Source organism: Streptomyces sp. NPDC046303 (genome assembly GCF_055588085.1).
Map to the genome: position 1 here is coordinate 25,674 of NZ_JBVJFA010000022.1, position 25,178 is coordinate 50,851.

A 25,178-nucleotide genomic window follows, 5' to 3' on the forward strand; every position below is an offset into this window, starting at 1 on the left:
CACGGCGCGGGTCGCACGGCGGCGGGCACGCGGGGCCGGAGCGGCCGGAGCCTCCTCCTCCACCACGGCCGCGACCTCGGCGGCCGGAGCCTCCGGGGCGGCCACGGCGCGGGTCGCACGGCGGCGGGCGCGCGGGGCCGGAGCGGCGGGCTCCTCGGCCACGGGGGCGGGGGTCTCGACGACGACCTCGGCGGCCGGAGCCTCGGGGGCGGCCACGGCGCGGGTGGCGCGGCGGCGGGTACGGGCGGGGGCGGCGGCCGGAGCGGCCTCCGCCTCGGGGGCGGCCGGGGCGGCCTCGGTCACCGGGGTCGCCTCTGCGGCGGCGCCACCGGGCGGGCCCGCGGGCCGGGAAGCGGCGCGGCGGCGCCTGCGCGGGGGCAGGCTGTCACTCGGGCTGTTGTTTTCGGCGGTGTCGTTTTCGTTGTTGAGCATTGCGGGCGGTTCTCCCGTCACGCTCCCGGGCGCCGCGGCTGACTTCCGGTCCGGCACGGCTCCGCGCAATGAGCGCGGAACCGGCCTCCGGGGCGCGTTCGCCACACGGGAGCTGTAGTCCATGGCCGCCGGTTCCGTACGTGTTGTCCGTACGGCCTGGCGGAAGTCTTCAGGTCAGTGCGCGGCCCGACCCAGGTGGCTCCCGAGTGCCAGGGCTGCGCGACGACGACGATCCCTACGCGGCGGGACCTTCCGGCGCCTTCGCGTCGGCGGCTACGGCGGCCGTGGGTGGGGCGGCCGTGTCAGCCTCGCGGTCGGGCGCGAGCGGGTCGGTCACCGTGCCGGACTCCTCGTCGAAGAGCCCCTGCGCCAGCCTGGTCACCGCTGAGGGGACCGGCGGCGCCAGGTCGGCCACAGCTCGGAGACCGGACAGGACGTCGTCGGGTCGCACGGCAGGTGTCAGATGCCGAACAACCAGGCGCAGTATCGCACAGGCATTGTCCGGGGTCCTATCAGCCGGGGCAGGAACTGCCTCGAGGCTGACTACAGCGCCGCGCGTGTCGAAGGTTCGCATGCCGTTCTTGGTCCGTCGCTGCACCTCCACGGTCTCGGCGGCCAGGAAGGCCGTCACCGCGCGCTCGGCCTCGGCCAGTTCCACGCCGTCCAGGCGCAGCTCCCAGACGGAGGCCGTGAGCCGGTCCGCGAGGCCCGAGGTGCGGGCCTCCACGGCGTCGATGATGTCGAGCCCGGCCGGCATCGACTCGTCGAGCAGCTCGCGGAGCTTCTCGGGGTCGCGGGGCTCGGCGAGGGCGATCTCCAGGTACTCGGCCTCGCTGCCAGTCCCGGTCGGGGCGGCGTTCGCGTACGAGACGCGGGGGTGCGGGGTGAAGCCGGCCGAGTACGCCATCGGCACCTCGGCGCGGCGCAGGGCCCGCTCGAAGGCGCGCTGGAAGTCGCGGTGGCTGGTGAACCGGAGGCGGCCGCGCTTGGTGTAGCGCAGTCGGATGCGCTGCACCACCGGTGCGGGAGGCGGGCCTTCGGGCTGTCGCTTGCCCAGTGGTTCTTCTCCTTGTGCGGGGCTCCGCGGCTCGCGCGTCGCCCTGAGCGTCTGGGGGCCTGCGGGCCACGCCCTGCGCCTTCGGCTCACCCCTGCCGTTTGTGCAGGGGACTCGCCGGAATCGGGGCAGCGGGCGCGTTGCCTGCGGCTGTCGTACTACCCAGAGTACGCGCCCGTGACCTCGCCGGTTCCCGGGGAGGAGTACCGAAGAGCGCCTGTCGTACGGAGGCCCGCGCCTCCCGGACCGCTGCGCGGGCGCCGCGCCAGACCTCGCGGACGACATGCCCGGCGGGCGTGAGCACCTGCCGGCCGACCCAGGCGGCGGGCCGGGCCACGAGCCCCCTCCACAGCCACAGCAGCCCGCGCCCGAGGGCCCGGCTGACGCGCCCGGCGAGGTGCCAGACGGCGGCGATGAAGTGCCCGAGGGGGGTGAGGAGGTGGCGGTACGCCCCGCGCGCCAGCCATGCGGCGCCGTGCCCGAGCGGGGTCAGCAGGTAGCGGTACGTCCCGGCGGCGACGGGCACGACGAGGTGGCGCCACAGTGCGACCCACGGCCACACCAGGAGCGCCTTGGCCAGCAGGACGAGGCCCTTCCCGACGGGCACGAGCACGTACGCGTACAGGGCGCGGGCCAGCCAGGCGGCGGCGAGGGCCGGGGGCACCAGCAGGTAGCGGTACGCGGCGGCGCCCACCCACCCGAGCGCGGCGGCGGCCGGCAGCAGCACGTACCGGCCGAAGGCGAGCACCACCCAGGCGATCCCCGCGAAGACCGGCCGCAGCAGGTACCGGTACAGCGCGGCGGCGCAGGGCACGAGCACGTACCGCCACAGCGCGGCCCACGGCCAGTAGAGGAGGGCGCGGGCCAGCCAGGCCAGGGCGGTTCCGAGGGGCGCGAGGACGTACCGGTAGAGGCGGGCGCACAGCCAGGCCGCGGCGTCGCCTGCGGGGCGCAGGACGTGCCGGTGCGCGCCGCGCGCGGTGAGGACCAGCAGGTCCCAGACCACCCGCAGGGGCAGCACGATCAGGACGGCCACGATCCGCACCGGGATCCGGACCACCGCGAACACGCATCCCTGCCCTTCGGCTCGGGTTTCCCGCGGTTCGTGCGCCACTCGTTTTTCCAGGTCCATGCGGTGAACGACGCATTCGGGGCCCCCGCCGTTGCACGCGGGCCGCGCGTTCAGCCGATCGACCCGGCTCGGCCGCCCCCGCCCGCCTCGGCCCGTTCCATGGGCGTGCCCCCCACCCTTGCGGTGGGGGGCACGTCACAGCGGGTTCAGCGCGGGGTCACTTCACGACCGACAGGGGCAGCAGCTTCTTGCCCGTCGGGCCGATCTGGATGTGCGTGTCCATCTGCGGGCAGACGCCGCAGTCGAAGCACGGGGTCCAGCGGCAGTCCTCGACCTCGGTCTCGTCGAGGGCGTCCTGCCAGTCCTCCCAGAGCCAGTCCTTGTCGAGACCGGAGTCCAGGTGGTCCCAGGGCAGTACTTCCTCGTACGTGCGCTCGCGCGTCGTGTACCAGGCCACGTCCACGCCGTACGCGGGCAGCGTCTTCTCCGCCGCCTCCATCCAGCGGTCGTACGAGAAGTACTCGCGCCAGCCGTCGAAGCGGCCGCCCGACTCGTACACGGCGCGGATGACGTCGCCGATGCGGCGGTCACCGCGCGAGAGCAGGCCCTCGACGATGCCCGGCTTGCCGTCGTGGTAGCGGAAGCCGATGGAGCGGCCGTACTTCTTGTCGCCGCGGATCTTGTCCCGGAGCTTGCCCAGGCGGGCGTCGGTCTCCTCGGCCGACAGCTGCGGCGCCCACTGGAACGGGGTGTGCGGCTTCGGCACGAAACCGCCGATGGACACCGTGCAGCGGATGTCGTTCTGGCCGGAGACCTCGCGGCCCTTGGCGATGACGTTGACCGCCATGTCGCCGATCTGCAGGACGTCCTCGTCGGTCTCGGTCGGCAGGCCGCACATGAAGTACAGCTTCACCTGGCGCCAGCCGTTGCCGTACGCGGTGGCGACGGTCCGGATCAGGTCCTCTTCCGAGACCATCTTGTTGATGACCTTGCGCATGCGCTCGGAGCCGCCCTCGGGGGCGAAGGTGAGGCCGGACCGGCGGCCGTTGCGCGTCAGCTCGTTGGCCAGGTCCACGTTGAAGGCGTCCACGCGGGTCGACGGCAGGGACAGGCCCACCTTGTCGTCCGTGTAGCGGTCCGCGAGGCCCTTGGCGATGTCGGCGATCTCGCTGTGGTCCGCGGAGGACAGCGACAGGAGGCCGACCTCCTCGAAACCGGTCGCCTTGAGACCCTTCTCCACCATCTCGCCGATGCCGGTGATGCTTCGCTCCCGCACGGGGCGCGTGATCATGCCGGCCTGGCAGAAACGGCAGCCGCGGGTGCAGCCGCGGAAGATCTCGACGGACATCCGCTCGTGGACGGTCTCGGCGAGCGGGACCAGCGGCTGCTTGGGGTACGGCCACTCGTCGAGGTCCATGACCGTGTGCTTGGAGACCCGCCACGGCACGCCGGAGCGGTTGGGCACGACACGGCCGATGCGGCCGTCCGGCAGGTACTCGACGTCGTAGAAGCCCGGTACGTAGACGTTGCCGGTCTTCGCCAGGCGCAGCAGGACTTCCTCGCGCCCGCCCGGCCGCCCCTCGGCCTTCCAGGTGCGGATGATCTCGGTCATGTCGAGGACGGCCTGCTCGCCGTCGCCGATGACCGCGCAGTCGATGAACTCCGCGATCGGCTCGGGGTTGAAGGCCGCGTGGCCGCCCGCGAGGACGATCGGGTGGTCGACCGTGCGGTTCCTGGCCTCCAGCGGGATGCCCGCGAGGTCCAGGGCCGTGAGCATGTTCGTGTATCCCAGCTCCGTGGAGAAGGACAGGCCGAACACGTCGAAGGCCGAGACGGGGCGGTGGCTGTCCACGGTGAACTGGGGGACCTGGTGCTCGCGCATCAGGGCCTCGAGGTCCGGCCACACGCTGTACGTGCGCTCCGCGAGCACGCCCTCGCGCTCGTTGAGCACCTCGTACAGGATCATGACGCCCTGGTTGGGCAGCCCGACTTCGTACGCGTCCGGGTACATGAGCGCCCAGCGGACGTCGCAGCTCTCCCACTCCTTGACCGTGGAGTTGAGCTCACCGCCGACGTACTGGATGGGCTTCTGCACATGCGGAAGCAGGGCCTCAAGCTGAGGGAAGACCGACTCGGTCATCACGCGACTTTCGTGAAGCGGGCAGGGGGCAGCTCTCAAGCGTACCTCCAGGCCCGGCCGCCCCCACCCACATGATCATTTCAGTCCGGCCCGCAGCGCGGGGTCGGAGGCTTTCTTCCAGATGCCCGGAAGTTCCCGTTCGTGCCGTTCGGCCAGGGCTTCCTCGCGGCCGTGGAGCACGCCCCAGGTGAAGGCCGGCTCCCCCGCGTCCGTCGCCTGGACGGCGATGCCGCGCAGGGCGGTGCGGGCCACCACGCTGTCCTGGTGGTCGCCGAGCAGGGACTGCACCTTCTTGACCTTCTTGGCCAGGCGCTTGGCCGGCTTGCCGAGCGCCGGTGTCGCCGCCTCCGCCGCGTACCGGGCGCGCTTGGCCGCCTTGCGGGCCTCGTGGAGGGCCACGTCGCGCTCGTGGCCCTCTTCGAGGCCGAGTGCCGTGTCGATCCGGCCGGCGAGGCGCTCGTAGTCGTGCAGCACGGCCTTCGGCAGGACGCTCTCGGCGGGCCGGGCGGCCGCCTTGCGCAGCGGGGGGTCGGCCAGCAGGGCGTCGAGGGCGTCCAGGAGGGCGAGGTGGCGCTCGCTGTCGAGCGCGGCCAGGGCCTGCTCCCGCGCCGCGGTGCGGCGGGCGGTGTCCCAGCTGTGCAGACGGCCGGAGAGCGGGCCCAGGAGCAGGGTCTCGGGGAGTTCGCCGAGATGCTCCCCGATCCGTTCCCGCAGGACCTCCTGGTCGCGGTACACCCCGAGTTCGCCGGCCAGCCAGCGCAGCTCCTCGCCGAGCGGGTCGGTGGCCTCCCGGTCGAGCACCTTGCGGTACGTCTTGAGGGCGCTGCGCAGCCGGCGGCCGGCGACCCGCATCTGGTGGACGGAGTCGGGCAGGTCCCGTCGTACGGCCGGGTCCTGGGCGACGAGGGCGTCACGCTGTTCGCGCAGGTACGCCAGGACGTAGGCGCCGGCCGTGCCCTCGGGGGCGCCGAGCGGGCGGGGCTCGGGCTCCGCGCCGGTCTCGGCCAGGGCCCGGGCGAGCTTGGAGGGGGCGTCGCAGACGCGGAGCCCGGCCTTGCGGAAGGTCTTCTCGACGGCGTCCAGCAGTTCGGGGTCGGTGCCGTCGGCGAGTTCCACCTCGACCTCGGTCCATCCGACGGTGGCCTCGCCGCGTTCGGCCAGGACCTCGTCGGTGCTCAGTTCTGCGAGCAGGACCCCTTCGGCGTCGAGCAGGTGGCCGACCCGGCGCGAGGAGACAAGCCGGACCTGCGGCCGGAGCTCGGCGTCGCGCACGCGCGAGCGGACGAGGGCCGCGAGGGCGGGCGGGACGGTGTCGCTGAGCGCGGCTCCGACCTCGTCGCGGACCCCGGGGGCGATCGGCAGCTTGAGGTGCCAGCCGGCGTCCGCGCCGCCGGTTCTGCGCCGCAGGGTGAGACCGCCGGCGGCGAGCCGCTGGTCGGGGGTGTCGTAGTAGACGGCGTCCAGGTCGACGGTGCCCTGGTCGGAGACGGCCGCGATCGCGGCCGTCCCGGTCAGGTCCGGCACCCCTCGCCGGGCAGCCGATGCCTCAGTGAACTCGAATTTCCGCTCGATCTCGCGCTTCGTGTCCGCCATAGACCGAACTTAGTCCCGTACGGAGCGCGTCGGCACGGCGAACGGAACATCAGGCTGACAAGGGCCGCTGCACCTTGATCGACTGGAGGAGTCCGATGGCCACCCACACCGCGAACATCGACGATCCGCCGTACGAGACGAAGGGCAGCGGGAGCCCGGCCACCGGCATGATCCCGAGGGTCATCCCGATGTTCTCGAAGGACTGGAAGGCGAACCAGGCGATGATCCCGGCGCAGACGATCGTCCCGTAGAGCTCGGTGGTCTCACGGGCGATCATGCAGGCCCGCCACAGCACCACGCCGAGGAGCAGCAGGATCAGCCCGGCTCCGACGAAGCCGAGCTCCTCCCCCGCCACCGTGAACACGAAGTCGGTCTGCTGCTCCGGCACGAACTGGCCGGTGGTCTGCGAGCCCTTGAAGAGACCGGAGCCGGTCAGCCCGCCGGAGCCGATCGCGATGCGTGCCTGGTTGGTGTTGTAGCCGACGCCTGCGGGGTCGAGTTCGGGGTTGGCGAAGGCCGCGAAGCGGTTGATCTGGTACTCGTCGAGGACGCCGAGCTGCCAGACCAGGACGGCTCCGGCCGCGCCCGAGCCGATCAGGCCCAGCACCCAGCGGTTGGAGGCGCCGGAGGCCAGCAGCACGCCGAGCACGATGACGACCATGACCATGACGGAGCCGAGGTCGGGCATCAGCATGACGATGCCCATGGGGGCGGCGGCCAGGCACAGCGCCTTGACGACCGTGCGGTGGTCGGGATGGGTGAGGTCGCCCGCGTCCACCCGGGCCGCCAGCAGCATCGCCATGACCAGGATGATCGTGACCTTCACGAACTCCGAGGGCTGGAGGGAGAATCCGCCGCCGAGCACGATCCACGCGTGGGCGCCGTTGATGGTGGCGCCGAGCGGGGTGAGGACGGCGAGGATCATCAGGAGCGAGATCCCGTAGAGGACCGGCACCGCGCCGCGCAGGGTGCGGTGGCCGAGCCAGATGGTGCCGATCATCAGCACGAGCCCGATGCCGGTGTTCAGGGCGTGCCGGGCGAGGAAGTAGTACGGGTCGCCCTGGTTGAGCGAGGTCCGGTTGCGCGTCGCCGACCACACCAGCAGGGCGCCGATGAAGGACAGCGCCAGCGAGGAGAGGAGTATCGGCCAGTCGAGCCGGCGCACCACCGAGTCGCGGGCGGTGAGCCTGGCCATCGCCCCGCGCTGGGGCGCGTACCGGGAGACGGAGAACTTGTTGGCGGTCTGCATGTCTGTTTTCGGTCCTCAGTCGTGCCACACGGGGCGCGCGGCGGGCGGGCCGGCGAGCGCGGGCGGCACCAGCTCCTCCGGGGACGGCGGCACGTACGGCCGGATGTCCGGGGAGTCGATGGAGCCGTCGGGGCGGATCCTGGGCAGTTTCGTCTCGGGCCCCAGCAGCAGGGCCTTCTTGACGTCCTGCTTGCCGGCCATGTCGAGGCCGTAGATGGCGTTGTAGATGTTGCGGACCGCGGGACCGGAGGCCCCGGAGCCGGTGCCGCCCTGGGAGATCGTCATGACGATGGTGAAGTCGTCGGTGTAGGTCGCCAGCCAGGAGGTGGTCTGCTTGCCGTAGACCTGGGCGGTGCCGGTCTTGGCCCGCATCGGGATCTTGTCCAGCGGCCAGCCGCCGAACCGCCAGGCGGCGGTGCCGCCGGGCTCGACGACCATGCGCAGGCCCTTGTCGAGGTCCCGGACCGTCTGGGCGTCGATGGGCAGCCTGCCGTGCGCCCTCGGCTTGATCATCTGGACGTGCTTGCCGTCGGGGCTGATCACGGCCTTGCCGACCGTGGGGTCGAAGAGGGTGCCGCCGTTGCTGATGGCGGAATAGGCCGTGGCCATCTGGATGGGGGTGACCAGTACGTCGCCCTGCCCGATGGCGAAGTTGATGCTGTCGAACGCCTTCAGCTGATTGCCCTCGAGGCAGCTCTCGTAGGCGATCTGCTCGACGTAGGTGCCGCCCTTCTTGCCCTGCTTGCACCAGGAGTCCTTGTTGGCCGTCCAGAAGCTCTTCTTCCACCCGCGGTCGGGGATGCGCCCGGTGACCTCGTTCGGCAGGTCGATCCCGGTCTCCGAGCCGAGTCCGAACTCACGGGCGGTCCGGTAGAACCAGTCGTGGGCGTCCTTCTTGGGCTTGAGGCCGCCGTCGCGCTGCCACTCCTTGTGCCCGAGGGCGTAGAAGACGGTGTTGCAGGAGAACTTGAGGGCCTCGCCGAGGGTGATGGGGCCGTGCCCCTTGGACTCGAAGTTCGCGAAGCTCCGGCCGCCCATGTTGTAGGAGGCGCTGCAGTTGTACTTGTCGTCGAAGGCGTAGCCGGCCCGGACGGCCGCGCTCGCCGACACCACCTTGAAGATGGACCCTGCGGGGGCCTGGCCCTGGATGGCCCGGTTGAGCAGCGGGTAGTTGGAGTTCTTGCTGGTGAGCCGGGCGTAGTCCTTGGCGGAGATGCCGCCGACCCAGGCGTTGGGGTCGTAGTCGGGCTGGGAGGCCATCGCGACGATGCGGCCGGTCTTGGTCTCCATGACGACGACGGCGCCCGAGTCGGCCTCGTACTTGCGGCCGGTGATCTTGTCGGTCTCCTGGCGGACCGTCTTCATCGCCTGCTGGAGCTCGTACTCGGCAACAGCCTGGACCCGGGCGTCGATGCTGGTGACGAGGGTGGAGCCGGGCACGCCCGGGTCGGACTCGGTCTGGTGCATGACCCGGCCGAGGTTGTCGACCTCGTAGGAGGTGACCATGGCCTTGCCGCGCAGCTGCTTGTCGTAGGTGCGCTCGATGCCGGAGCGGCCGACCTGGTCGGAGCGCAGGTGCGGCGAGTCGGTGTCCTTGGCCTTCTGGATCTCCTCGTCCGTGACGGGCGAGAGGTAGCCGAGCACCTGCGCGGTACGGGCCCCGCCGGGGGCCGGGTAGCGGCGGACGGCCGTGGGCTCCGCGGTGATGCCGGGGAACTCCTCGGGGCGTTCGCGCAGCTGCAGCGCCTGCTGCGTGCTCGCTTCGAGGGTGATCGGGATCGGCTGGTACGGGGAGCCGTTCCAGCAGGGCTTGGGGGTCTGGGAGTCGCAGAGCCGGACCTTGTCCATGACCTCCTTGGGGGTCATGCCCAGGACGTCGGCGAGGCGGGTCATGACGCCCTTGCCCCGGTCCTTCATCTTCATCAGCGCCGTGCGGCTGGCGGAGACGACCAGCCGGGTCTCGTTGTCGGCGAGCGGGACGCCGCGGGCGTCGAGGACCGACCCGCGCACGGCCGGCCGGACGACCCGCTGCACGTGGTTGCTCTTCGCCTCGTGGTAGTACTCCTGCCCGTTGCGGATCTGGAGGTACCACAGGCGGCCCCCGAGGGTCACCAGCATCGAGAGGACCAGCACCTGCATGATGACGAGCCGGATCTGCACCCGGGAGGTGCGGCCGGTCTCCGGAACGTTGGTCACGTCGGCTCCTCCCTCACAGCTTTTTGACGCTCTTCACGCCCTTGACGGCCTTGACGCCCTTTATGCGGACGGCCTTGTTGGCGCGGGAGCGCGCGGTCTTCAGGCGCAGGCCGCCGCGCTGGCTGCCGATGCTCAGGCCGGTGCCGCCGGCCAGCCAGCCGGAGGACACGTCCTTGCCCTGCGGCGGCCCGCCGCCCGCCTCGACGGCCATCGGGTCGTTCTCGGCGCGGCGGGCCAGCGCCATGATGAACGGCACGGTGAACGGCGCGAGCAGCAGGTCGTAGAGGGTGGCCGTGAACAGCAGCCCCGTCAGGCCCACATGGCGCGCGGCCGTGTCGCCGACGAGGGCGCCCACGCTCGCGTAGAGCAGGGTGGAGCCGATCGCGGCGGCGACGACGGTGAGCATCGGGCCCCAGGCCGAGCGGAACCGGCCGTTGTCGGGGCGGACCAGGCCCGCCACGTAGCCGATGACGCACAGGACGAGCGCGTACCGGCCGGCGGCGTGGTCGGCGGGCGGCGCCAGGTCGGCGAGGAGGCCCGCGGCGAAGCCGATGAGGGCGCCGCTGACGTGCCCGTACACGAGTGCGAGGGCGACGACGGTGAGCAGCAGCAGGTCCGGTACGGCGCCGGGCAGTTGGAGCCGGCCCAGGATGGTGACCTGCACGACGAGGGCGACCACGACGAGCGTGGACGAGAGCAGGATCCGGTTGAAGCGCATGGTCGGTCTGCTCCTACTCGTCGGCCGGCGTGCCGGGCACGCTGGCGGACCCGGACGGGGTGACCGTGACGGTGACCGTCGGGGTGGGCTTGGGGGCCTCGGGCTTGGGCGGCAGGACCATGTCGCGCGGGTCCTCGCGCGGCGGCATCACCACGACACCGACGATGTCCAGACGCGAGAAGCCGACGAACGGCTGCACCCAGACGGTGCGGGTCAGGTCGCCGCGGGCCGGGTCCACCTTGACGACCTCGCCGATCGGCACGCCGGGCACGAAGGGCTTGTTGCCGTGCGAGCCGAAGGTGACGAGGCGGTCCCCGGGGCTGATCTTGGCCTTGCCGTTGAGCATCTGGACGGACAGGGCGCGGTCGCCCTGGCCGGTGGCGAAACCGAGCTCGCCCGTCTTCTCCAGGCGGGTGCCGACGGTGAAATCGGGGTCGTTGGCCAGCACCACGGTGGCGGTGTCGGGGCCGACGGTGGTGACGCGGCCGACGAGTCCGTCCCCGTTGAGGACGGTCATGTCGCGCTCGATGCCGTCCTTGCTGCCGGCGTCGATGGTGACGGTCCAGGAGAAGCCCTGGGCCGCTCCTATGGCGATGACCTCCGCGCCCTTGATGCCGTACTGTCCGGCGCCGGCCCGCTTGAGCATCTCGTCGAGCTCGCGGATGCGGCTGCGGGTCTGGTCCTCGCTGCCCAGCTTGGCCTTCAGGGCAGCGTTCTGCTGCTCCAGCACGGCGATGCGGTTGTGGCGCTCACCGGAGTCCCGCACCGCCCCTATGGCGTTGGCGACCGGGTCGACGGCGGTGGCCACGCCCTTCTCGACCGGGCCGAAGACCGCTGCGGCGGCCTGCCGGGCACCGTCGACCGGCGACTCCTCGCCTGCCCTGATGTCCACCGTGATCAATGCGAACGCGATGGCGATCAGAAGCACCAGGAGCAGCCGGCTTTCTCGTGTGTCCCTCACGTGCGGCGGCCGTGCCTTCCTCGTCGGAATGTTGTTTTGCCTGTATATCAACGATCCGCCGCACGGGCTCGGTAGCACCCGTACGGCGGATCCTTGTGTGTTCCGCATGATCCCTCCGGCGCGGAGGGGTGATGTCAGCGACGGGGCTGGGCGTCCAGGACCTGCTGCAGGGCCTCGAACTCCTCGACGCACTTGCCGGATCCGAGCGCGACGGAGTCGAGCGGGTCTTCCGCGATGTGGATCGGCATGCCGGTCTCGCGCCGCAGCCGCTCGTCGAGGCCGCGCAGCAGGGCGCCGCCACCGGTCAGCACGATGCCGCGGTCCATGATGTCGCCGGAGAGCTCCGGCGGGCACTTGTCGAGGGTGGTCTTGACGGCGTCGACGATGGCGTTGACGGGCTCCTCGATGGCCTTGCGGACCTCCGCGGCCGAGATGACGACCGTCTTGGGCAGCCCGGAGACCAGGTCACGGCCGCGGATCTCGGTGTGCTCGTCCTTGTCGAGGTCGTACGCCGACCCGATGGTGATCTTGATCTGCTCGGCGGTGCGCTCGCCGAGGAGGAGCGAGTACTCCTTCTTGATGTGCTGGATGATCGCGTTGTCGAGCTCGTCGCCGGCCACCCTGATGGACTGCGCCGTGACGATTCCGCCGAGGGAGATGACGGCGACCTCGGTGGTCCCGCCGCCGATGTCCACGACCATGTTCCCGGTGGCCTCGTGGACGGGCAGGCCCGAGCCGATGGCGGCGGCCATGGGCTCCTCGATGATGTGCACCTGGCGGGCGCCGGCCTGCGTGGACGCCTCGATGACGGCGCGCCGCTCCACTCCGGTGATGCCGGAGGGCACGCACACCACGACGCGCGGACGGGCCAGGTAACGGCGCTTGTGGATCTTGAGGATGAAGTACCGGAGCATACGCTCGGTGATCTCGAAGTCGGCGATGACGCCGTCCTTGAGGGGCCTTACGGCGACGATGTTGCCGGGCGTGCGCCCGATCATCTTCTTCGCCTCGGAGCCGACCGCCAGAATGCCGCCGGTGTTCGTGTTGATGGCGACCACGGACGGCTCGTTCAGGACGATCCCCCGGCCCCTCACGTACACCAGCGTGTTGGCGGTCCCGAGGTCGATCGCCATGTCACGGCCGATGAACGACATGTTGTTCCCCTTGTTCCCCATGAGGAGCGTCTGGCCTTCCAGTTGATAGCGGCTGCTGTCAGGTCGGCGAGTGGGTGTGTGGGTGGAGGCCCCATCGTAGTGCCGCGAGTGCGGACACCGCGCGACGGGACTCCGGCAATCGCGCCGGAATGGATACCCGCCCCCGTGAGTGGTGACGACGTGTTCTGCCCAGGCGTTCCCGCTCCTGCCCGGAAATACCGAAGGGCGACCGAAATTACTTCGGTCGCCCCAGGTCATGAGCGCTATTTGGCTGATGTCACGTCAGGCTCAGAGCGCCGGGAAGAAGAGCTTCAGCTCGCGCTCCGCGGACTCCTCGGAGTCCGAGGCGTGGATCAGGTTCTCCCGGACGATGGTGCCGAAGTCTCCCCGGATGGAGCCGGGCGCCGCGGCGATCGGGTCGGTGGGACCGGCCAGCTGGCGGACGCCCTCGATCACGCGTTCCCCTTCGACGACCAGCGCCACGATCGGACCACTGGCCATGAAGCCCATCAGCGGCTCGTAGAACGGCTTGCCCTTGTGCTCGCCGTAGTGCGCCTCGAGCGTCTCCTGGTCCAGCGTGCGCATCTCCAGCGCGGGGATGGACCAGCCGGCCTTCCGCTCGATACGGCCGATGATCTCGCCCACCAGACCGCGACGGACGGCGTCGGGCTTCAGCAGGACGAGGGTGCGCTGGGTCATGTTGCGGCTCCTTGCGGCATACGGGTGCGGTAGGACGAATCTACAGGGCCGTTCGGACCGGCTGTCACACAGCGTCAGGCGTTCCGGGGGCCGTCGGCGACGCCTCCGCCGAGGCCGCCCAGCGGGCCTTGATCGTGTCGATCTTGCGGCCGTAGTGCACCGAGCACCACCACAGCCCCGCGAACACCGCGCCGAGGAAGAACATCGTCGGGACGACGAACCCGCTCGCGATCAGGCCGATCTGCAGGGCCCAGCCCAGCTGGACCGCCCCGGGACGCGAGAGCATCCCGCACAGCAGCACCGACAGCAGCATCGTGACCCCGCACACCGTCCACACCTCGGCCTGGGTCAGACCGGGGTTCTTCATGGCCACCAGGCCCGCGAACCCGATCACGAAGAACTCGCCGATCAGCGTGCTCGCACACAGCGTGCGCATCCTCAGCCCCTCTTCAGCAGCAGGCGGGCCTCGCCCACCGTGATCACGGAACCGGTCACCAGCACCCCGGCCCCTCCGTACTCGGCCTCTTCCTCCGCCAGGGTGATCGCCGCCTCCAGGGCGTCGTCCAGCCGCGGCTCCACCTGCACCCGGTCCTGGCCGAAGACCTCGACCGCGACCGCCGCCAGCTCGTCCGCGCCCATCGACCGGTGGCTGGAGTTCTCCGTCACCACCACCTCCGCGAAGATCGGCTCGAAGGCCTCGAGGACCCCGCGCACGTCCTTGCCCTCGCTCGCGGCCACGACGCCGATCAGCCGGCTGAAGCCGAAGGACTCGGTGATCGCCTCCGCGGTGACCGCGGCCCCCGACGGGTTGTGCGCCGCGTCCAGCACCACCGTCGGGCTGCGCCGCACGACCTCCATGCGGCCCGGCGAGGTCACCGAGGCGAAGGCCTTGCGCACGGTGTCCGCGTCCAGCACCCGCGCGTGCTCCTCGCCGCCGGTCCCGACCCCGAAGAACGCCTCGACCGCCGCCAGCGCCACCGCCGCGTTGTGCGCCATGTGCGCCCCGTGCAGCGGCAGGAAGATGCCGTCGTACTCCCCGCCGACCCCGCGCAGCGTCAGCTGCTGCCCGCCGACCGCGACCTCGCGCGAGACCACGCCGAACTCCATGCCCTCACGGGCCACCGTCGCGTCCACCTCGACGGCCTTCTTCAGCAGCGCCTGCGCCGCGTCCACCGGCTGCTGCGCCAGGATCACCGTGGCGCCCTGCTTGATGATGCCGCCCTTCTCCAGGGCGATCTCGCCGGGCGTGGCGCCGAGCCGGTCGGTGTGGTCCAGGCTGATCGGGGTGACCACGGCGACCGAGCCGTCGATGACGTTGGTCGCGTCCCAGGTGCCGCCCATGCCGACCTCGACCACGGCGGCGTCCACCGGGGCGTCCGCGAACGCCGCGTACGCCATCCCGGTGAGCACCTCGAAGAACGACAGCCGGTACTCCTGGGCGGCGTCGACCATCTCCACGTACGGCTTGATGTCGTGGTACGTCTCGACGAACCGCTCGGCGCTGATCGGCGCCCCGTCGAGGCTGATCCGCTCGGTGACCGACTGCACGTGCGGGCTGGTGTAGCGGCCGGTGCGCAGTTCGAAGGCGTTCAGCAGGGCCTCGATCATGCGGGCCGTGCTGGTCTTGCCGTTGGTGCCGGTGACGTGGATGGAGGGGTACGCGCGCTGCGGCTCGCCCAGGACGTCCATCAGCGCGGCGATCCGCGTCACCGACGGCTCCAGCTTGGTCTCGCCCCAGCGGCCGGCCAGCTCCTGCTCCACCTCCAGCAGCGCCTTGGCGACCTCCGGGTCGACGGGCCGTGCGGGCACCGGATCGCCCTGGGGCGGTCCGGCCTGGGCGCGCAGGGTGCGGCTGCCGGCCTCGATCACCGCCAGGTCGGGGTCGCGGTCGGACTCTTCCGCCACGATCTGGTCGAACTCGTCGAAGTCGCTGTCGCGGTCATTCTCGGGCTGCTGGTCACTCACGGAGCCCAGTCTACGGACGAGGATCCCCAGCTCCTGCGACCTGGGGTTCACGAGACCTCCGGCGAACGGGCGCCGAAGAGACGGCCTAGCCGCGCGGCAGGGTGGCCACGACCTCGTAGGCATCCTCCGTGCGCCTCGCCGTCAGGTCACCGCCCAGGCTGCGCACGCGCTCGGACATGCTCGCCGTGCCCGAACCCGCCGAGACGGGCGCCCGGCCCGGGGTCCTGGCCGGCAGCGGGTTGCTGACGGCGATCCGCAGCCGCGGACCGTCCGCCGCGATCGACACCTCGATCGTCTCGCCGTGCGCGTGCTTGGCGGCATTGGTCAGGCACTCCTGGACCACCCGGTAGACCGCCGCCTGCCGCAGCGGCGACAGCGCGTGCGCGTCCGGGTCCATCACGAGCCGTACGGGCGAACCGGCCCGCCCGCTCTCCTGCGCCAGCGCCGCCAGCCCGTCCACCCCCGGCGTCGAGGCGCGCTCCCCGCGCTGCACGATGATGTCGTTGAGCACCAGATGGGCCCTGCGCGCGGTGTCGGCCAGTTCCTCGAAGTCCTTGGCGTACGCGGTCTGGCGGGCCCTCGCCGACAGCACCTCGGAGCGCACCGTCAGCAGGGTCAGCTCCCGCCCGACGAAGTCGTGGACGTCACGGGCGACCGAGGTGCGCTCCTGCTGCACCGCCTGGAGCACGGCGGACTCGGCCCGCCGGGCGGTGAGCTCCGCCACCAGGTCGTGCCGGTAGGCGGCGATGCCGACGGCCGAGGCGAGCACCCCGATGGGCACGACCACGCTGAGGAAGCCGCTGAAGGTCTCGGCCCAGGCCGCGGGCCAGCCCGGCACCCCGTAGAACAGGACCAGCGCGAAGGCCACGTACCCGAGCGTGGCGAGGATCCCGGCCCGGCGCCCGCGGTAGCGGCCGACCGAGTACAGGGCGAACTGGATCAGGGTCAGCTCGTGCAGCCAGCCGAGCAGGAGCAGCGCGGCGAGGTACGGGAGCCAGGGCATCCGGCGCCGCACCAGCAGGCTGGAGCAGCCGGCGGCGAGCACGGCGGCCGCGAGCGGCCCGCTGAGCGAATTGTCGGCGGCGGCGAGGCCGGGGAGGTCCAGGGCCATCAGGGCGAGGCAGCCGAGCGCCGTCAGCACGTCCAGCGCCCGCGGTGAACCGGACCAGCCCTCGGCGAGCCGGCGGCCGGAGGCCGCGACACGGTGGAGCGCCGAGGCGGCGGGCTTGACGTGCATGCCCTCCATCATCCGTCGTCGCCGTCCCGGATCGGGATCCGCCCGGACCGGACGGCGAGTGATATGGGGCACTTCGGACAGGCCGGAGGTCCCTTGGTGACGTCGGCCCCCGCGCGGGGAAGCATGCGGGGAAGGCACAAGGGGAAGGCCCCCGCGCCGACCGACGGCGTGGGGGCCTTCTCCTGCTCTCGCTTACGTGCTCACGCGGCGGGCAGCCCGTCCAGCTGGGCCTGGATCCGGGCGATGTCCGCCTCGGCCTTGGCCAGCCGGCCCTTGATCTTGTCCACGACGTTGTCGGGAGCCTTGGCGAGGAAGGCCTCGTTCCCGAGCTTGCCCTCGGCCTGCTGCTTCTCCTTCTCGGCGGCGGCCAGGTCCTTGCTCAGCCGCTTGCGCTCGGCGGCCACGTCGATGGTGCCCGACAGGTCGAGCGCGACGGTGGCGCCGGCGACCGGGAGGGTCGCGGTGGCGGCGAAGGAGTCGCCCTCCGGCTGCAGGCGCAGCAGCTGCCGGATGGCGCCTTCGTGCGCGGCCAGCGGCGTACCGCTGAGGTCGAGGCGGGCCGGGACCTTCTGGCCCGGCTGCAGGCCCTGGTCGGCGCGGAACCGGCGGACCTCGGTGACCACGGCCTGGAGGTTCTCGATCTCGGCCTCGGCGGCCTCGTCGCGGAAACCGCTGTCCTTGGGCCAGTCGGCGACGACGAGGGACTCCCCGCCGGTCAGCGTGGTCCACAGGGTCTCGGTGACGAACGGGACCACGGGGTGCAGCAGGCGCAGCATCGTGTCCAGGACCTCGCCGAGGACCCGGCCGGAGACCTTGGCGCCTTCGCCGCCCGCGAAGAAGGTCGTCTTCGACAGCTCGACGTACCAGTCGAAGACCTCGTCCCACGCGAAGTGGTAGAGGGCCTCGCTGAGCTTCGCGAACTGGAAGTCCTCGTAGTACGCGTCCACCTGGGCGATGGTCTTGTTCAGGCGGGACAGGATCCAGCGGTCGGTCGCCGACATCTGCTCGACCGGCGGCAGCTCGCCCTCGATCGTCGCGCCGTTCATCAGCGCGAAGCGCGTGGCGTTCCAGATCTTGTTGGCGAAGTTGCGCGACGCCTGGACCCAGTCCTCGCCGATCGGCACGTCGGTGCCGGGGTTGGCGCCCTTGGCCAGGGTGAAGCGGACGGCGTCGGAGCCGTACTTGTCCATCCAGTCCAGCGGGTCGACCACGTTGCCGAAGGACTTCGACATCTTCTTGCCGCGCTCGTCGCGGACCAGGCCGGTCAGCGCGATCGTCTTGAAGGGGGCCTCGCCGTCCATGGCGTACAGGCCAAACATCATCATCCGGGCGACCCAGAAGAAGATGATGTCGTGCCCGGTGACCAGGACGTCCGTGGAGTAGAACTTCTTCAGGTCCGGGGTCTGCTCCGGCCAGCCGAGCGTGGAGAACGGCCACAGGCCGGACGAGAACCAGGTGTCGAGGACGTCGGTGTCCTGGACCCAGCCCTCCCCCGTCGGCGCCTCGTCGTCCGGTCCGACGCAGACGACCTCGCCGTCCGGGCCGTACCAGACCGGGATGCGGTGGCCCCACCACAGCTGGCGCGAGATGCACCAGTCGTTGAGGTTGTCGACCCAGTCGAAGTAGCGCTTCGACATGTCCTCGGGGTGGATCGACACCCGGCCGTCGCGGACCGCGTCACCGGCGGCCTTGGCCAGCGTCTCGACCTTGACCCACCACTGGAGGGACAGGCGGGGCTCGACGGTCGTGCGGCAGCGCGAGCAGTGCCCGACGGAGTGCAGGTACGGGCGCTTCTCGGCGACGATGCGGCCCTGCTCGCGCAGGGCGCCGACGACCGCGGAACGCGCCTCGTAGCGGTCCAGGCCGAGGAACGGGCCGTGGACGGTGATGACACCATGCTCGTCCATGATCGTCAGGTTGGGCAGGCCGTGGCGCTGCCCGATGGCGAAGTCGTTCGGGTCGTGCGCCGGGGTCACCTTGACGGCGCCGGTGCCGAACTCCGGGTCGACGTGCGTGTCGGCGACGACCGGGATGGTCCGGTCGGTCAGCGGCAGCTTGATCTGCTTGCCGACGAGGTGCGCGTACCGCTCGTCGTCCGGGTGGACGGCGACGGCCGTGTCACCGAGCATCGTCTCGGCGCGGGTGGTCGCGACGACCAGGGTGTCCTCACCCTCGCCGTACGTGATCGAGACGAGCTCGCCCGCGTCCTCCTGGTACTCCACCTCGATGTCGGAGATGGCCGTCAGACAGCGGGGGCACCAGTTGATGATGCGCTCGGCCCGGTAGATCAGCCCGTCGTCGAACAGCTTCTTGAAGATCGTCTGGACGGCCTTGGACAGGCCCTCGTCCATGGTGAACCGCTCGCGGCTCCAGTCGACACCGTCACCCAGCCGCCGCATCTGGCCGAGGATCTTGCCGCCGTACTCTTCCTTCCACTGCCAGACGCGCTCGACGAACTCCTCGCGGCCCAGGTCGTGGCGGGACTTGCCCTCCTCGGCGAGCTGCTGCTCGACCTTGTTCTGGGTGGCGATACCGGCGTGGTCCATGCCGGGCAGCCACAGCGACTCGTACCCCTGCATCCGCTTGCGACGGGTCAGCGCGTCCATGAGCGTGTGCTGGAAGGCGTGCCCCAGGTGCAGGGAGCCGGTGACGTTCGGCGGCGGAATGACGATGGTGTACGCGGGCTTCTCGCTCGCGGGATCGGCCGTGAAGTACCCCCGCTCTACCCAGCGCTCGTAGAGCTTCCCCTCTACCTCGGCCGGCGCGTACTGGGTCGGCAGTTGGGAGTTGGGGCTGCTGGGTGTCTGCGTGTTCTCGGTCACGAGCCACAGTTTAGAGGCGTAACAGTCCAGTCATGAAACCGGTAATCAGGGACCCCCGGAGCCCTGCCCGCCCCCGGCTTCCGACAGGATGTGTGGAACGTATAAGCAACCTCATTGGGGGACGCGGGATGAGCTACAACCAGCCGGGACCTTACGGACAGCAGCCGCAGCAGCCCGGACCGTACGGGCAGCAGCCCCCGCCGCCGCCCGGGCCCTACGGCCAGCCCGCGCCCCAGCCTGGTTACGGCTACCCGCAGCAGCCGGGCGTCCCGCCGCAGGGCTACCCGCAGCAGCCCCAGCAGCCGGGCTACGGCTACCAGCAGCCCCCGTACGGCGGGATGCCCCCGCAGCAGCCGAAGAAGTCCAAGGCGGGCGTGATCATCGGCGTGGTCGTCGCGGTCGCGGTCATCGCGGGCGGCGGCTGGTACTTCCTGGGCGGCGGCGCCGGCGGCGCCATTTCCGCCGACACCAAGGGCTACAAGCTGGTGGCCCCGGAGTCGGTGGACGACTTCAAGAAGGACCCGAAGTACAACGAGAAGCCGTTCACCGACAAGGACAAGAAGGAAGCCGAGGGGGTGGGTGTCAAGAACCCCACCCAGGTGGGCATGAACTACCAGTCCGGCGACCCGAAGAACCCGCTGTCGGCCAAGGGCCTCAACTTCCAGGGCGTCTACGGAGACATCGCGGACCCGGAGAAGGCCGTGGACGCGTACTTCGCCATGGCCAAGCTGAACGCCGCCAAGAGTGACAGCAAGACGGAGGTCGAGCTGGTCGGGAGCCCCAAGGCGATGACTCCTGCCGGTTTCAAGGGCGCCGTGATGAAGTGCCAGGAGGCCAAGTTCACCTCCAAGGACACGACCACGAAGGGGCCCAAGGAGTTCACGATCCCCATCTGCATCTGGGGCGACTACAGCACCCTGAGCACGGTCTCCGCCAGCGACGTGGCCTCCCTGCTCGCCGGGAAGCCGGGCTACACCCTGGAGCAGACCGCGGACCTGACCGCGAAGCTCTACAACACCGCCCGCGTCAAGCAGTAGCGGCTCGCAGGGCACGCGAAAGGGGCGCCCCCGTCGGGGGCGCCCCTTTCGCGTGTCGAAGAGCTACGCCGACTTCTCGTGCGGGCCCTGGTCCTTCGGGACGATGCGGGGGACCAGGGTCGGGTTGACGTTGGAGCGGACGACCTCGGCCGTGATGACCACGCGGGCCACGTCCTTGCGGGACGGGACCTCGTACATCACCGACATCAGGACCTCCTCCATGATGGCGCGCAGGCCGCGCGCGCCCGTCTGGCGGAGGATCGCCTGGTCGGCGATCGCCTCGAGGGCCTCGCGCTCGAAGTCCAGTTCCACACCGTCGAGTTCGAACAGCCGCTGGTACTGCTTCACCAGGGCGTTGCGCGGCTCGATGAGGATCTGGAGCAGGGCCTCGCGGTCCAGGTTGTGCACGGAGGTCAGTACGGGGAGGCGGCCGATGAACTCGGGGATCATCCCGAACTTCACCAGGTCCTCCGGCATGACCTCCTGGAACTGGTCACTCGCCTCGATCTCGCGCTTCGAGCGGATCGTCGCCCCGAAGCCGATGCCCTTGGCGCCCGCGCGCGACTCGATGATCTTCTCGAGGCCGGCGAAGGCGCCGCCCACGATGAAGAGCACGTTCGTCGTGTCGATCTGGATGAACTCCTGGTGCGGGTGCTTGCGCCCGCCCTGCGGGGGGACGGACGCCGTCGTGCCCTCGAGGATCTTCAGGAGGGCCTGCTGGACGCCCTCGCCCGAGACGTCGCGCGTGATCGACGGGTTCTCGCTCTTGCGGGCGACCTTGTCGATCTCGTCGATGTAGATGATCCCGGTCTCGGCCTTCTTGACGTCGTAGTCGGCGGCCTGGATCAGCTTGAGCAGGATGTTCTCGACGTCCTCGCCGACGTACCCCGCCTCCGTCAGCGCCGTCGCGTCGGCGATGGCGAACGGGACGTTCAGCATGCGCGCGAGCGTCTGGGCGAGGAGGGTCTTGCCGGAGCCCGTGGGGCCCAGCAGCAGGATGTTCGACTTCGCGAGCTCGATCGCGTCCTCGCGGCCCTGCGCGCCGCCGTTCTCGCCGGCCTGGACCCGCTTGTAGTGGTTGTACACCGCGACGGAGAGCGCCTTCTTCGCCGGCTCCTGGCCGACGACGTAGCTCTCCAGGAACTCGTAGATCTCGCGGGGCTTGGGGAGTTCCTCCCACCGGACCTCGGAGGTCTCCGCGAGCTCCTCTTCGATGATCTCGTTGCAGAGGTCGATGCACTCGTCGCAGATGTACACACCGGGTCCTGCGATGAGCTTCTTCACCTGCTTCTGGCTCTTTCCGCAGAACGAGCACTTGAGCAGATCGCCGCCGTCACCGATGCGTGCCACGAGGTGCTTCCCCTTCGCCTGGGAGACGCCTGGTTCAGCGCTCCTGGTGCCTCATATCCGACGGTACCTTGCCGGGGGCCCCGAACGGGGCCCCCTTGACGTGGTTCACACCGCCGGATCCGGCGGCGTGCACCCGTCAACTGGCGGCAAGGATCAGCTCTTGCTGCTCTTGCGGGTGGAGATGATCTGGTCGATCAGTCCGTACGCGAGAGCGTCCTCGGCAGTGAGGATCTTGTCGCGCTCGATGTCGTCGCGGATCTTCTCGATCGGCGTCGTCGAGTGCTTGGCCAGCATGGTCTCCAGCTGGTCGCGCATGCGCAGGATCTCGTTGGCCGCGATCTCCAGGTCGGAGAGCTGCTCACGGCCGGTGCCGCCGGACGGCTGGTGGATCAGCACGCGGGCGTTCGGCAGGGCCATGCGCTTGCCCGGGGTGCCGGCGGCGAGCAGGACCGCGGCGGCGGAGGCCGCCTGGCCCATGCAGACCGTCTGGATGTCGGGCTTCACGAACTGCATCGTGTCGTAGATCGCCGTCAGCGCGGTGAAGGAGCCGCCGGGGCTGTTGATGTAGATCGAGATGTCCCGGTCGGGGTCCATCGACTCCAGGCACAGCAGCTGCGCCATGACGTCGTTGGCGGAGGCGTCGTCGATCTGCACGCCGAGGAAGATCACGCGCTCCTCGAACAGCTTCGCGTACGGGTCGTACTCGCGCACGCCCTGCGAGGTGCGCTCGACGAAGCGCGGGATGACGTAGCGGTTGTCCACCTGCGGGCCGGTGTAGAGGCCGTTGGCGCTGGCGGAGAAGTTGTTCTGCATCTGGGTGTTCACCATCCTGGTGGCGTTCTGCGGGCTGTCGGCTGCTCGGTACTGGCGCGTGGGGCCGGGATCAGGCCCCGGTGCCGCCGCCGCCCGGCACGTTGGACGCGGCCGAGATGATCTCGTCGATGAGGCCGTACTCCTTGGCCTCCACGGCGGTGAACCAGCGGTCGCGGTCGCCGTCGCGGATGATCGCCTCGACGGTCTGGCCCGAGTGGAACGCGGTGATCTCGGCCATGCGCTGCTTCGTGCGCAGCAGGTACTGGGCCTGGATCTTGATGTCGGACGCGGTGCCGCCGATGCCGGCGGAACCCTGGTGCATCAGGATGTCGGTGTTCGGCAGGGCGAAGCGCTTGCCCTTGGCGCCACCGGTGAGCAGGAACTGGCCCATGGAGGCCGCCATGCCCATGCCGATGGTGACGACGTCGTTCGGGATGTACTGCATGGTGTCGTACACCGCCATGCCCGCCGTCACGGAGCCGCCGGGGCTGTTGATGTACAGGTAGATGTCCTTCTCGGGCTCGGCCGCGAGGAGGAGGAGCTGCGCAGTGATCTTGTTGGCGATCTCGTCGTCGACCTGCTGGCCGAGGAAGATGATGCGCTCGCCGAGCAGCCGGTTGTAGACATGGTCGCCGAGGCCGCCACCGATGGACGGCTCACCCGCGGCGTAAGGCATCAGATTCGTCACGTATCCACCTGCTCGTCTCCGACGGCCATGTGCCGTCTCAGCGTCTCGTTCTGGGGCGCGGTCCGGCCGGTGCGGACGAGTCCGCCGGCATCCGGGTACTCACGTGCCCTCGTATTCATGGACCCTAACGCGCAGGTCGGACAACGCCATCCCGCTTCCCGAACTGTTCGCTCGGAGCGCAAGGTCCCGGGGCCTTCCGGGGCCTGTGCCGAAGGGCCCGGACGCGGCTGCGTCCGGGCCCTTCGGGGCACTGCTCAGCGGGCTTCGCCCGGGGTGTTACTTGGCCTCGTCGGCCTGGACCTCGGTGTCGCCCTCGACGGCCGCCTCGACCGTCTCGACGACCTGCTCCTCGTCCTCGTCGGTGAGGTCGACGACCTCGCCGTTGGTGTCGACGACCTTGGCGGCCTCGACGACGACCGCGAGGGCCTTGCCGCGGGCGACCTCGCCGACCAGCATCGGGACCTGGCCGCCCTCGACGACGGCCTGGGCGAACTGGTCGGGGGACATGCCGGAGGAGGCGGCGCGGCGCATGAGGTGCTCGGTGAGCTCCTCCTGGTTGACGCCCAGCTTCTCCTTGTTGACCAGCGCGTCGAGGACGAACTGGGTCTTGATGCCCTTGATCGCCTGCTCGGAGGTCTCGGCGTCGAACTCCTCGACCGTCTTGCCCTGGAACTCCAGGTACTTCTCGATGGTCAGACCCATCTGGCCGAGCTGGTGGTGCTCCAGGTTGTGCTTGCGGGTCTGGACCTCGTCCGCGAGGAGCTTCTCGGGGATCGGGACCTCGACGAGCTCCAGCAGCTTCTCCAGGACGCGCTCCTGGGCCTGCGTGGCCTGGTCGTACTGCTTCATGTTCTCGAGGCGCTTGCGGCTGTCGGCCTTGAGCTCCTCGAGGGTGTCGAACTCGCTGGCCATCTGGGCGAACTCGTCGTCCAGCTCCGGGAGCTCCTTGGCGGAGACCTTGGTGACCTTGACGGTGACCTCGGCGTCCTTGCCCTCGGCGGAGCCGCCCTTCAGCTGCGAGGTGAAGGTGGCCTCGCCGCCGGCCTCGAGGCCGGTGACGGCCTCGTCGATGCCCTCGAGCAGCTCGCCCGAGCCGATGGTGTACGAGACGTCGGAGGCGACGCCGTCGGGCAGCACCTCGCCGTCGACCTTGGCCTCGAGGTCGATGGTGACGACGTCGCCCTCGGCGGCGGCGCGCTCGACGTCCTTGGTGGACGCGAAGCGGCCGCGCAGCTGCTCGACGGACTTCTCGACGTCCTCGTCGGAGACCTCGATGGCGTCGACCTCGACCTCGATGCCGGAGTAGTCCGGGATCTCGATCTCGGGGCGCACGTCGACCTCGGCGGTGAAGGCCAGCAGCTCGCCGTCCTTCAGCTCCGTGATGTCGACCTCGGGCTGGCCCAGCGGGTTCAGGTCGGCCTCGTTGACCGCCTCGGTGTAGAACTTCGGGAGGGCGTCGTTGACGGCCTCCTCCAGCACCGCACCGCGGCCGAAGCGCTGGTCGATGACGCGGGCCGGGATCTTGCCCTTGCGGAAGCCCTTCACCGTGACCTGCTGGTTGATCTTCTTGTACGCCGCGTCGAGGCTGTCCTTGAGCTCCTCGAAGGGCACCTCAACAGTGAGCCGAACCCGAGTCGGGTTCAGGGTCTCCACGGCGCTCTTCACGGTTCGGTCTCCTTGTGGCTGACTGCTGGGGATTCTGCCGTCACGCTGCGGTTCAGCGGTTCAGCGGACTTCGGCCCGGTACATCAGACACACGGGCACGCAGCTTGCATAGTAACGGCAAGCGGCAATCAGCCCACAACGCGATCTTGTGGTGGCCCCCGATGGCTCGAAGGAGACACTGCTGGTGGTCGGGGTGGCCGGATTCGAACCGACGACCTTCCGCTCCCAAAGCGGACGCGCTACCAAGCTGCGCCACACCCCGTCGGTGCGACACGTAGGGTACATGCCCGGAGACCCTCCGATGCGCGGGGTTTCCGGAGTTTCCGGGCCGG

Annotated in this window: 19 protein-coding genes, 1 tRNA gene and 1 pseudogene; 1 reads left to right on the top strand and 20 read right to left on the bottom strand. The window is 70.3% G+C overall.

The features are described 5' to 3' along the window. The 15 genes and pseudogenes from ACZ6I1_RS22905 to ACZ6I1_RS22975 form a co-directional block, all read right to left on the bottom strand. Positions 1-432 (bottom strand): annotated as a pseudogene (locus ACZ6I1_RS22905) (ribonuclease E/G); the annotation flags it as partial. Positions 433-667: 235 nt separating this feature from the next. Continuing rightward, positions 668-1,447 (bottom strand): TIGR03936 family radical SAM-associated protein, encoded by a 780-nt coding sequence (locus ACZ6I1_RS22910; RefSeq protein WP_469289943.1) that lies wholly within the window; start codon positions 1,445-1,447, stop codon positions 668-670. Positions 1,448-1,575: 128 nt separating this feature from the next. Beyond that, positions 1,576-2,556 (bottom strand): hypothetical protein, encoded by a 981-nt coding sequence (locus ACZ6I1_RS22915; RefSeq protein ID WP_469289945.1) that lies wholly within the window; start codon positions 2,554-2,556, stop codon positions 1,576-1,578. 220 nt (positions 2,557-2,776) lie between these two features. After that, positions 2,777-4,702 carry a TIGR03960 family B12-binding radical SAM protein gene (locus ACZ6I1_RS22920; protein WP_469289947.1) on the bottom strand — a complete coding sequence of 642 codons (1,926 nt, stop codon included), beginning with the start codon at positions 4,700-4,702 and terminating at the stop codon, positions 2,777-2,779. 72 nt (positions 4,703-4,774) lie between these two features. Further along, positions 4,775-6,292, bottom strand: coding sequence for a CYTH and CHAD domain-containing protein (locus tag ACZ6I1_RS22925; protein ID WP_469289949.1), 1,518 nt, complete (start codon positions 6,290-6,292; stop codon positions 4,775-4,777). 49 nt (positions 6,293-6,341) lie between these two features. Next, the gene (rodA, locus tag ACZ6I1_RS22930; RefSeq protein WP_469289950.1) at positions 6,342-7,541 is read right to left on the bottom strand and encodes a rod shape-determining protein RodA; all 1,200 of its coding nucleotides are present in this window, start codon (positions 7,539-7,541) and stop codon (positions 6,342-6,344) included. A 15-nt stretch (positions 7,542-7,556) separates the two neighbouring features. Continuing rightward, entirely contained in the window at positions 7,557-9,737 is a 2,181-nt protein-coding gene (gene mrdA / locus ACZ6I1_RS22935) for a penicillin-binding protein 2 (RefSeq protein ID WP_469289952.1), read from the bottom strand. Positions 9,738-9,750: 13 nt separating this feature from the next. Then, the gene (gene mreD, locus ACZ6I1_RS22940) at positions 9,751-10,455 is read right to left on the bottom strand and encodes a rod shape-determining protein MreD (RefSeq protein WP_469289954.1); all 705 of its coding nucleotides are present in this window, start codon (positions 10,453-10,455) and stop codon (positions 9,751-9,753) included. A 13-nt stretch (positions 10,456-10,468) separates the two neighbouring features. Further along, complete coding sequence (gene mreC, locus ACZ6I1_RS22945; RefSeq protein WP_469289956.1) at positions 10,469-11,416, bottom strand: rod shape-determining protein MreC; 948 nt, start codon at positions 11,414-11,416, stop codon at positions 10,469-10,471. 134 nt (positions 11,417-11,550) lie between these two features. After that, positions 11,551-12,570, bottom strand: coding sequence for a rod shape-determining protein (locus ACZ6I1_RS22950; RefSeq protein WP_008738981.1), 1,020 nt, complete (start codon positions 12,568-12,570; stop codon positions 11,551-11,553). A gap of 288 nt (positions 12,571-12,858) precedes the next feature. Continuing rightward, positions 12,859-13,269 carry a nucleoside-diphosphate kinase gene (ndk, locus tag ACZ6I1_RS22955; RefSeq protein WP_469289958.1) on the bottom strand — a complete coding sequence of 137 codons (411 nt, stop codon included), beginning with the start codon at positions 13,267-13,269 and terminating at the stop codon, positions 12,859-12,861. Between the two features lie 64 nt (positions 13,270-13,333). Continuing rightward, positions 13,334-13,705: a DUF4233 domain-containing protein gene (locus ACZ6I1_RS22960; RefSeq protein WP_469289960.1), complete on the bottom strand. Its 372-nt coding sequence runs from the start codon at positions 13,703-13,705 to the stop codon at positions 13,334-13,336. A 2-nt stretch (positions 13,706-13,707) separates the two neighbouring features. Beyond that, positions 13,708-15,234, bottom strand: a complete 1,527-nt coding sequence (gene folC / locus ACZ6I1_RS22965) for a bifunctional tetrahydrofolate synthase/dihydrofolate synthase (RefSeq protein WP_469289962.1) — start codon at positions 15,232-15,234, stop codon at positions 13,708-13,710. 85 nt (positions 15,235-15,319) lie between these two features. Next, entirely contained in the window at positions 15,320-16,471 is a 1,152-nt protein-coding gene (locus tag ACZ6I1_RS22970) for a sensor histidine kinase (protein WP_469289964.1), read from the bottom strand. 200 nt (positions 16,472-16,671) lie between these two features. After that, a complete protein-coding gene (locus ACZ6I1_RS22975) occupies positions 16,672-19,293 on the bottom strand; it encodes a valine--tRNA ligase (protein ID WP_469289965.1) in 2,622 nt (873 codons plus the stop codon). A 128-nt stretch (positions 19,294-19,421) separates the two neighbouring features. On the opposite strand from ACZ6I1_RS22975, the gene ACZ6I1_RS22980 reads away from it, so the two are divergent. Continuing rightward, positions 19,422-20,330, top strand: coding sequence for a hypothetical protein (locus ACZ6I1_RS22980; protein ID WP_469289967.1), 909 nt, complete (start codon positions 19,422-19,424; stop codon positions 20,328-20,330). A 63-nt stretch (positions 20,331-20,393) separates the two neighbouring features. Here the strand turns inward: ACZ6I1_RS22980 and clpX are convergent, their stop codons facing one another. The 5 genes from clpX to ACZ6I1_RS23005 all read right to left on the bottom strand — a co-directional run bounded on the left by clpX (position 20,394) and on the right by ACZ6I1_RS23005 (position 25,108). Beyond that, complete coding sequence (clpX, locus tag ACZ6I1_RS22985; RefSeq protein ID WP_469289968.1) at positions 20,394-21,680, bottom strand: ATP-dependent Clp protease ATP-binding subunit ClpX; 1,287 nt, start codon at positions 21,678-21,680, stop codon at positions 20,394-20,396. Positions 21,681-21,833: 153 nt separating this feature from the next. Then, on the bottom strand, positions 21,834-22,508 hold the full coding sequence (locus ACZ6I1_RS22990; protein WP_469289969.1) for an ATP-dependent Clp protease proteolytic subunit: 675 nt from the start codon (positions 22,506-22,508) through the stop codon (positions 21,834-21,836). A gap of 55 nt (positions 22,509-22,563) precedes the next feature. Beyond that, entirely contained in the window at positions 22,564-23,181 is a 618-nt protein-coding gene (locus tag ACZ6I1_RS22995; RefSeq protein WP_069920280.1) for an ATP-dependent Clp protease proteolytic subunit, read from the bottom strand. Between the two features lie 276 nt (positions 23,182-23,457). Further along, complete coding sequence (gene tig, locus ACZ6I1_RS23000; protein WP_469289971.1) at positions 23,458-24,846, bottom strand: trigger factor; 1,389 nt, start codon at positions 24,844-24,846, stop codon at positions 23,458-23,460. A 185-nt stretch (positions 24,847-25,031) separates the two neighbouring features. Next, positions 25,032-25,108: transfer RNA gene (locus tag ACZ6I1_RS23005), tRNA-Pro, on the bottom strand. Positions 25,109-25,178 lie beyond the last annotated feature (70 nt).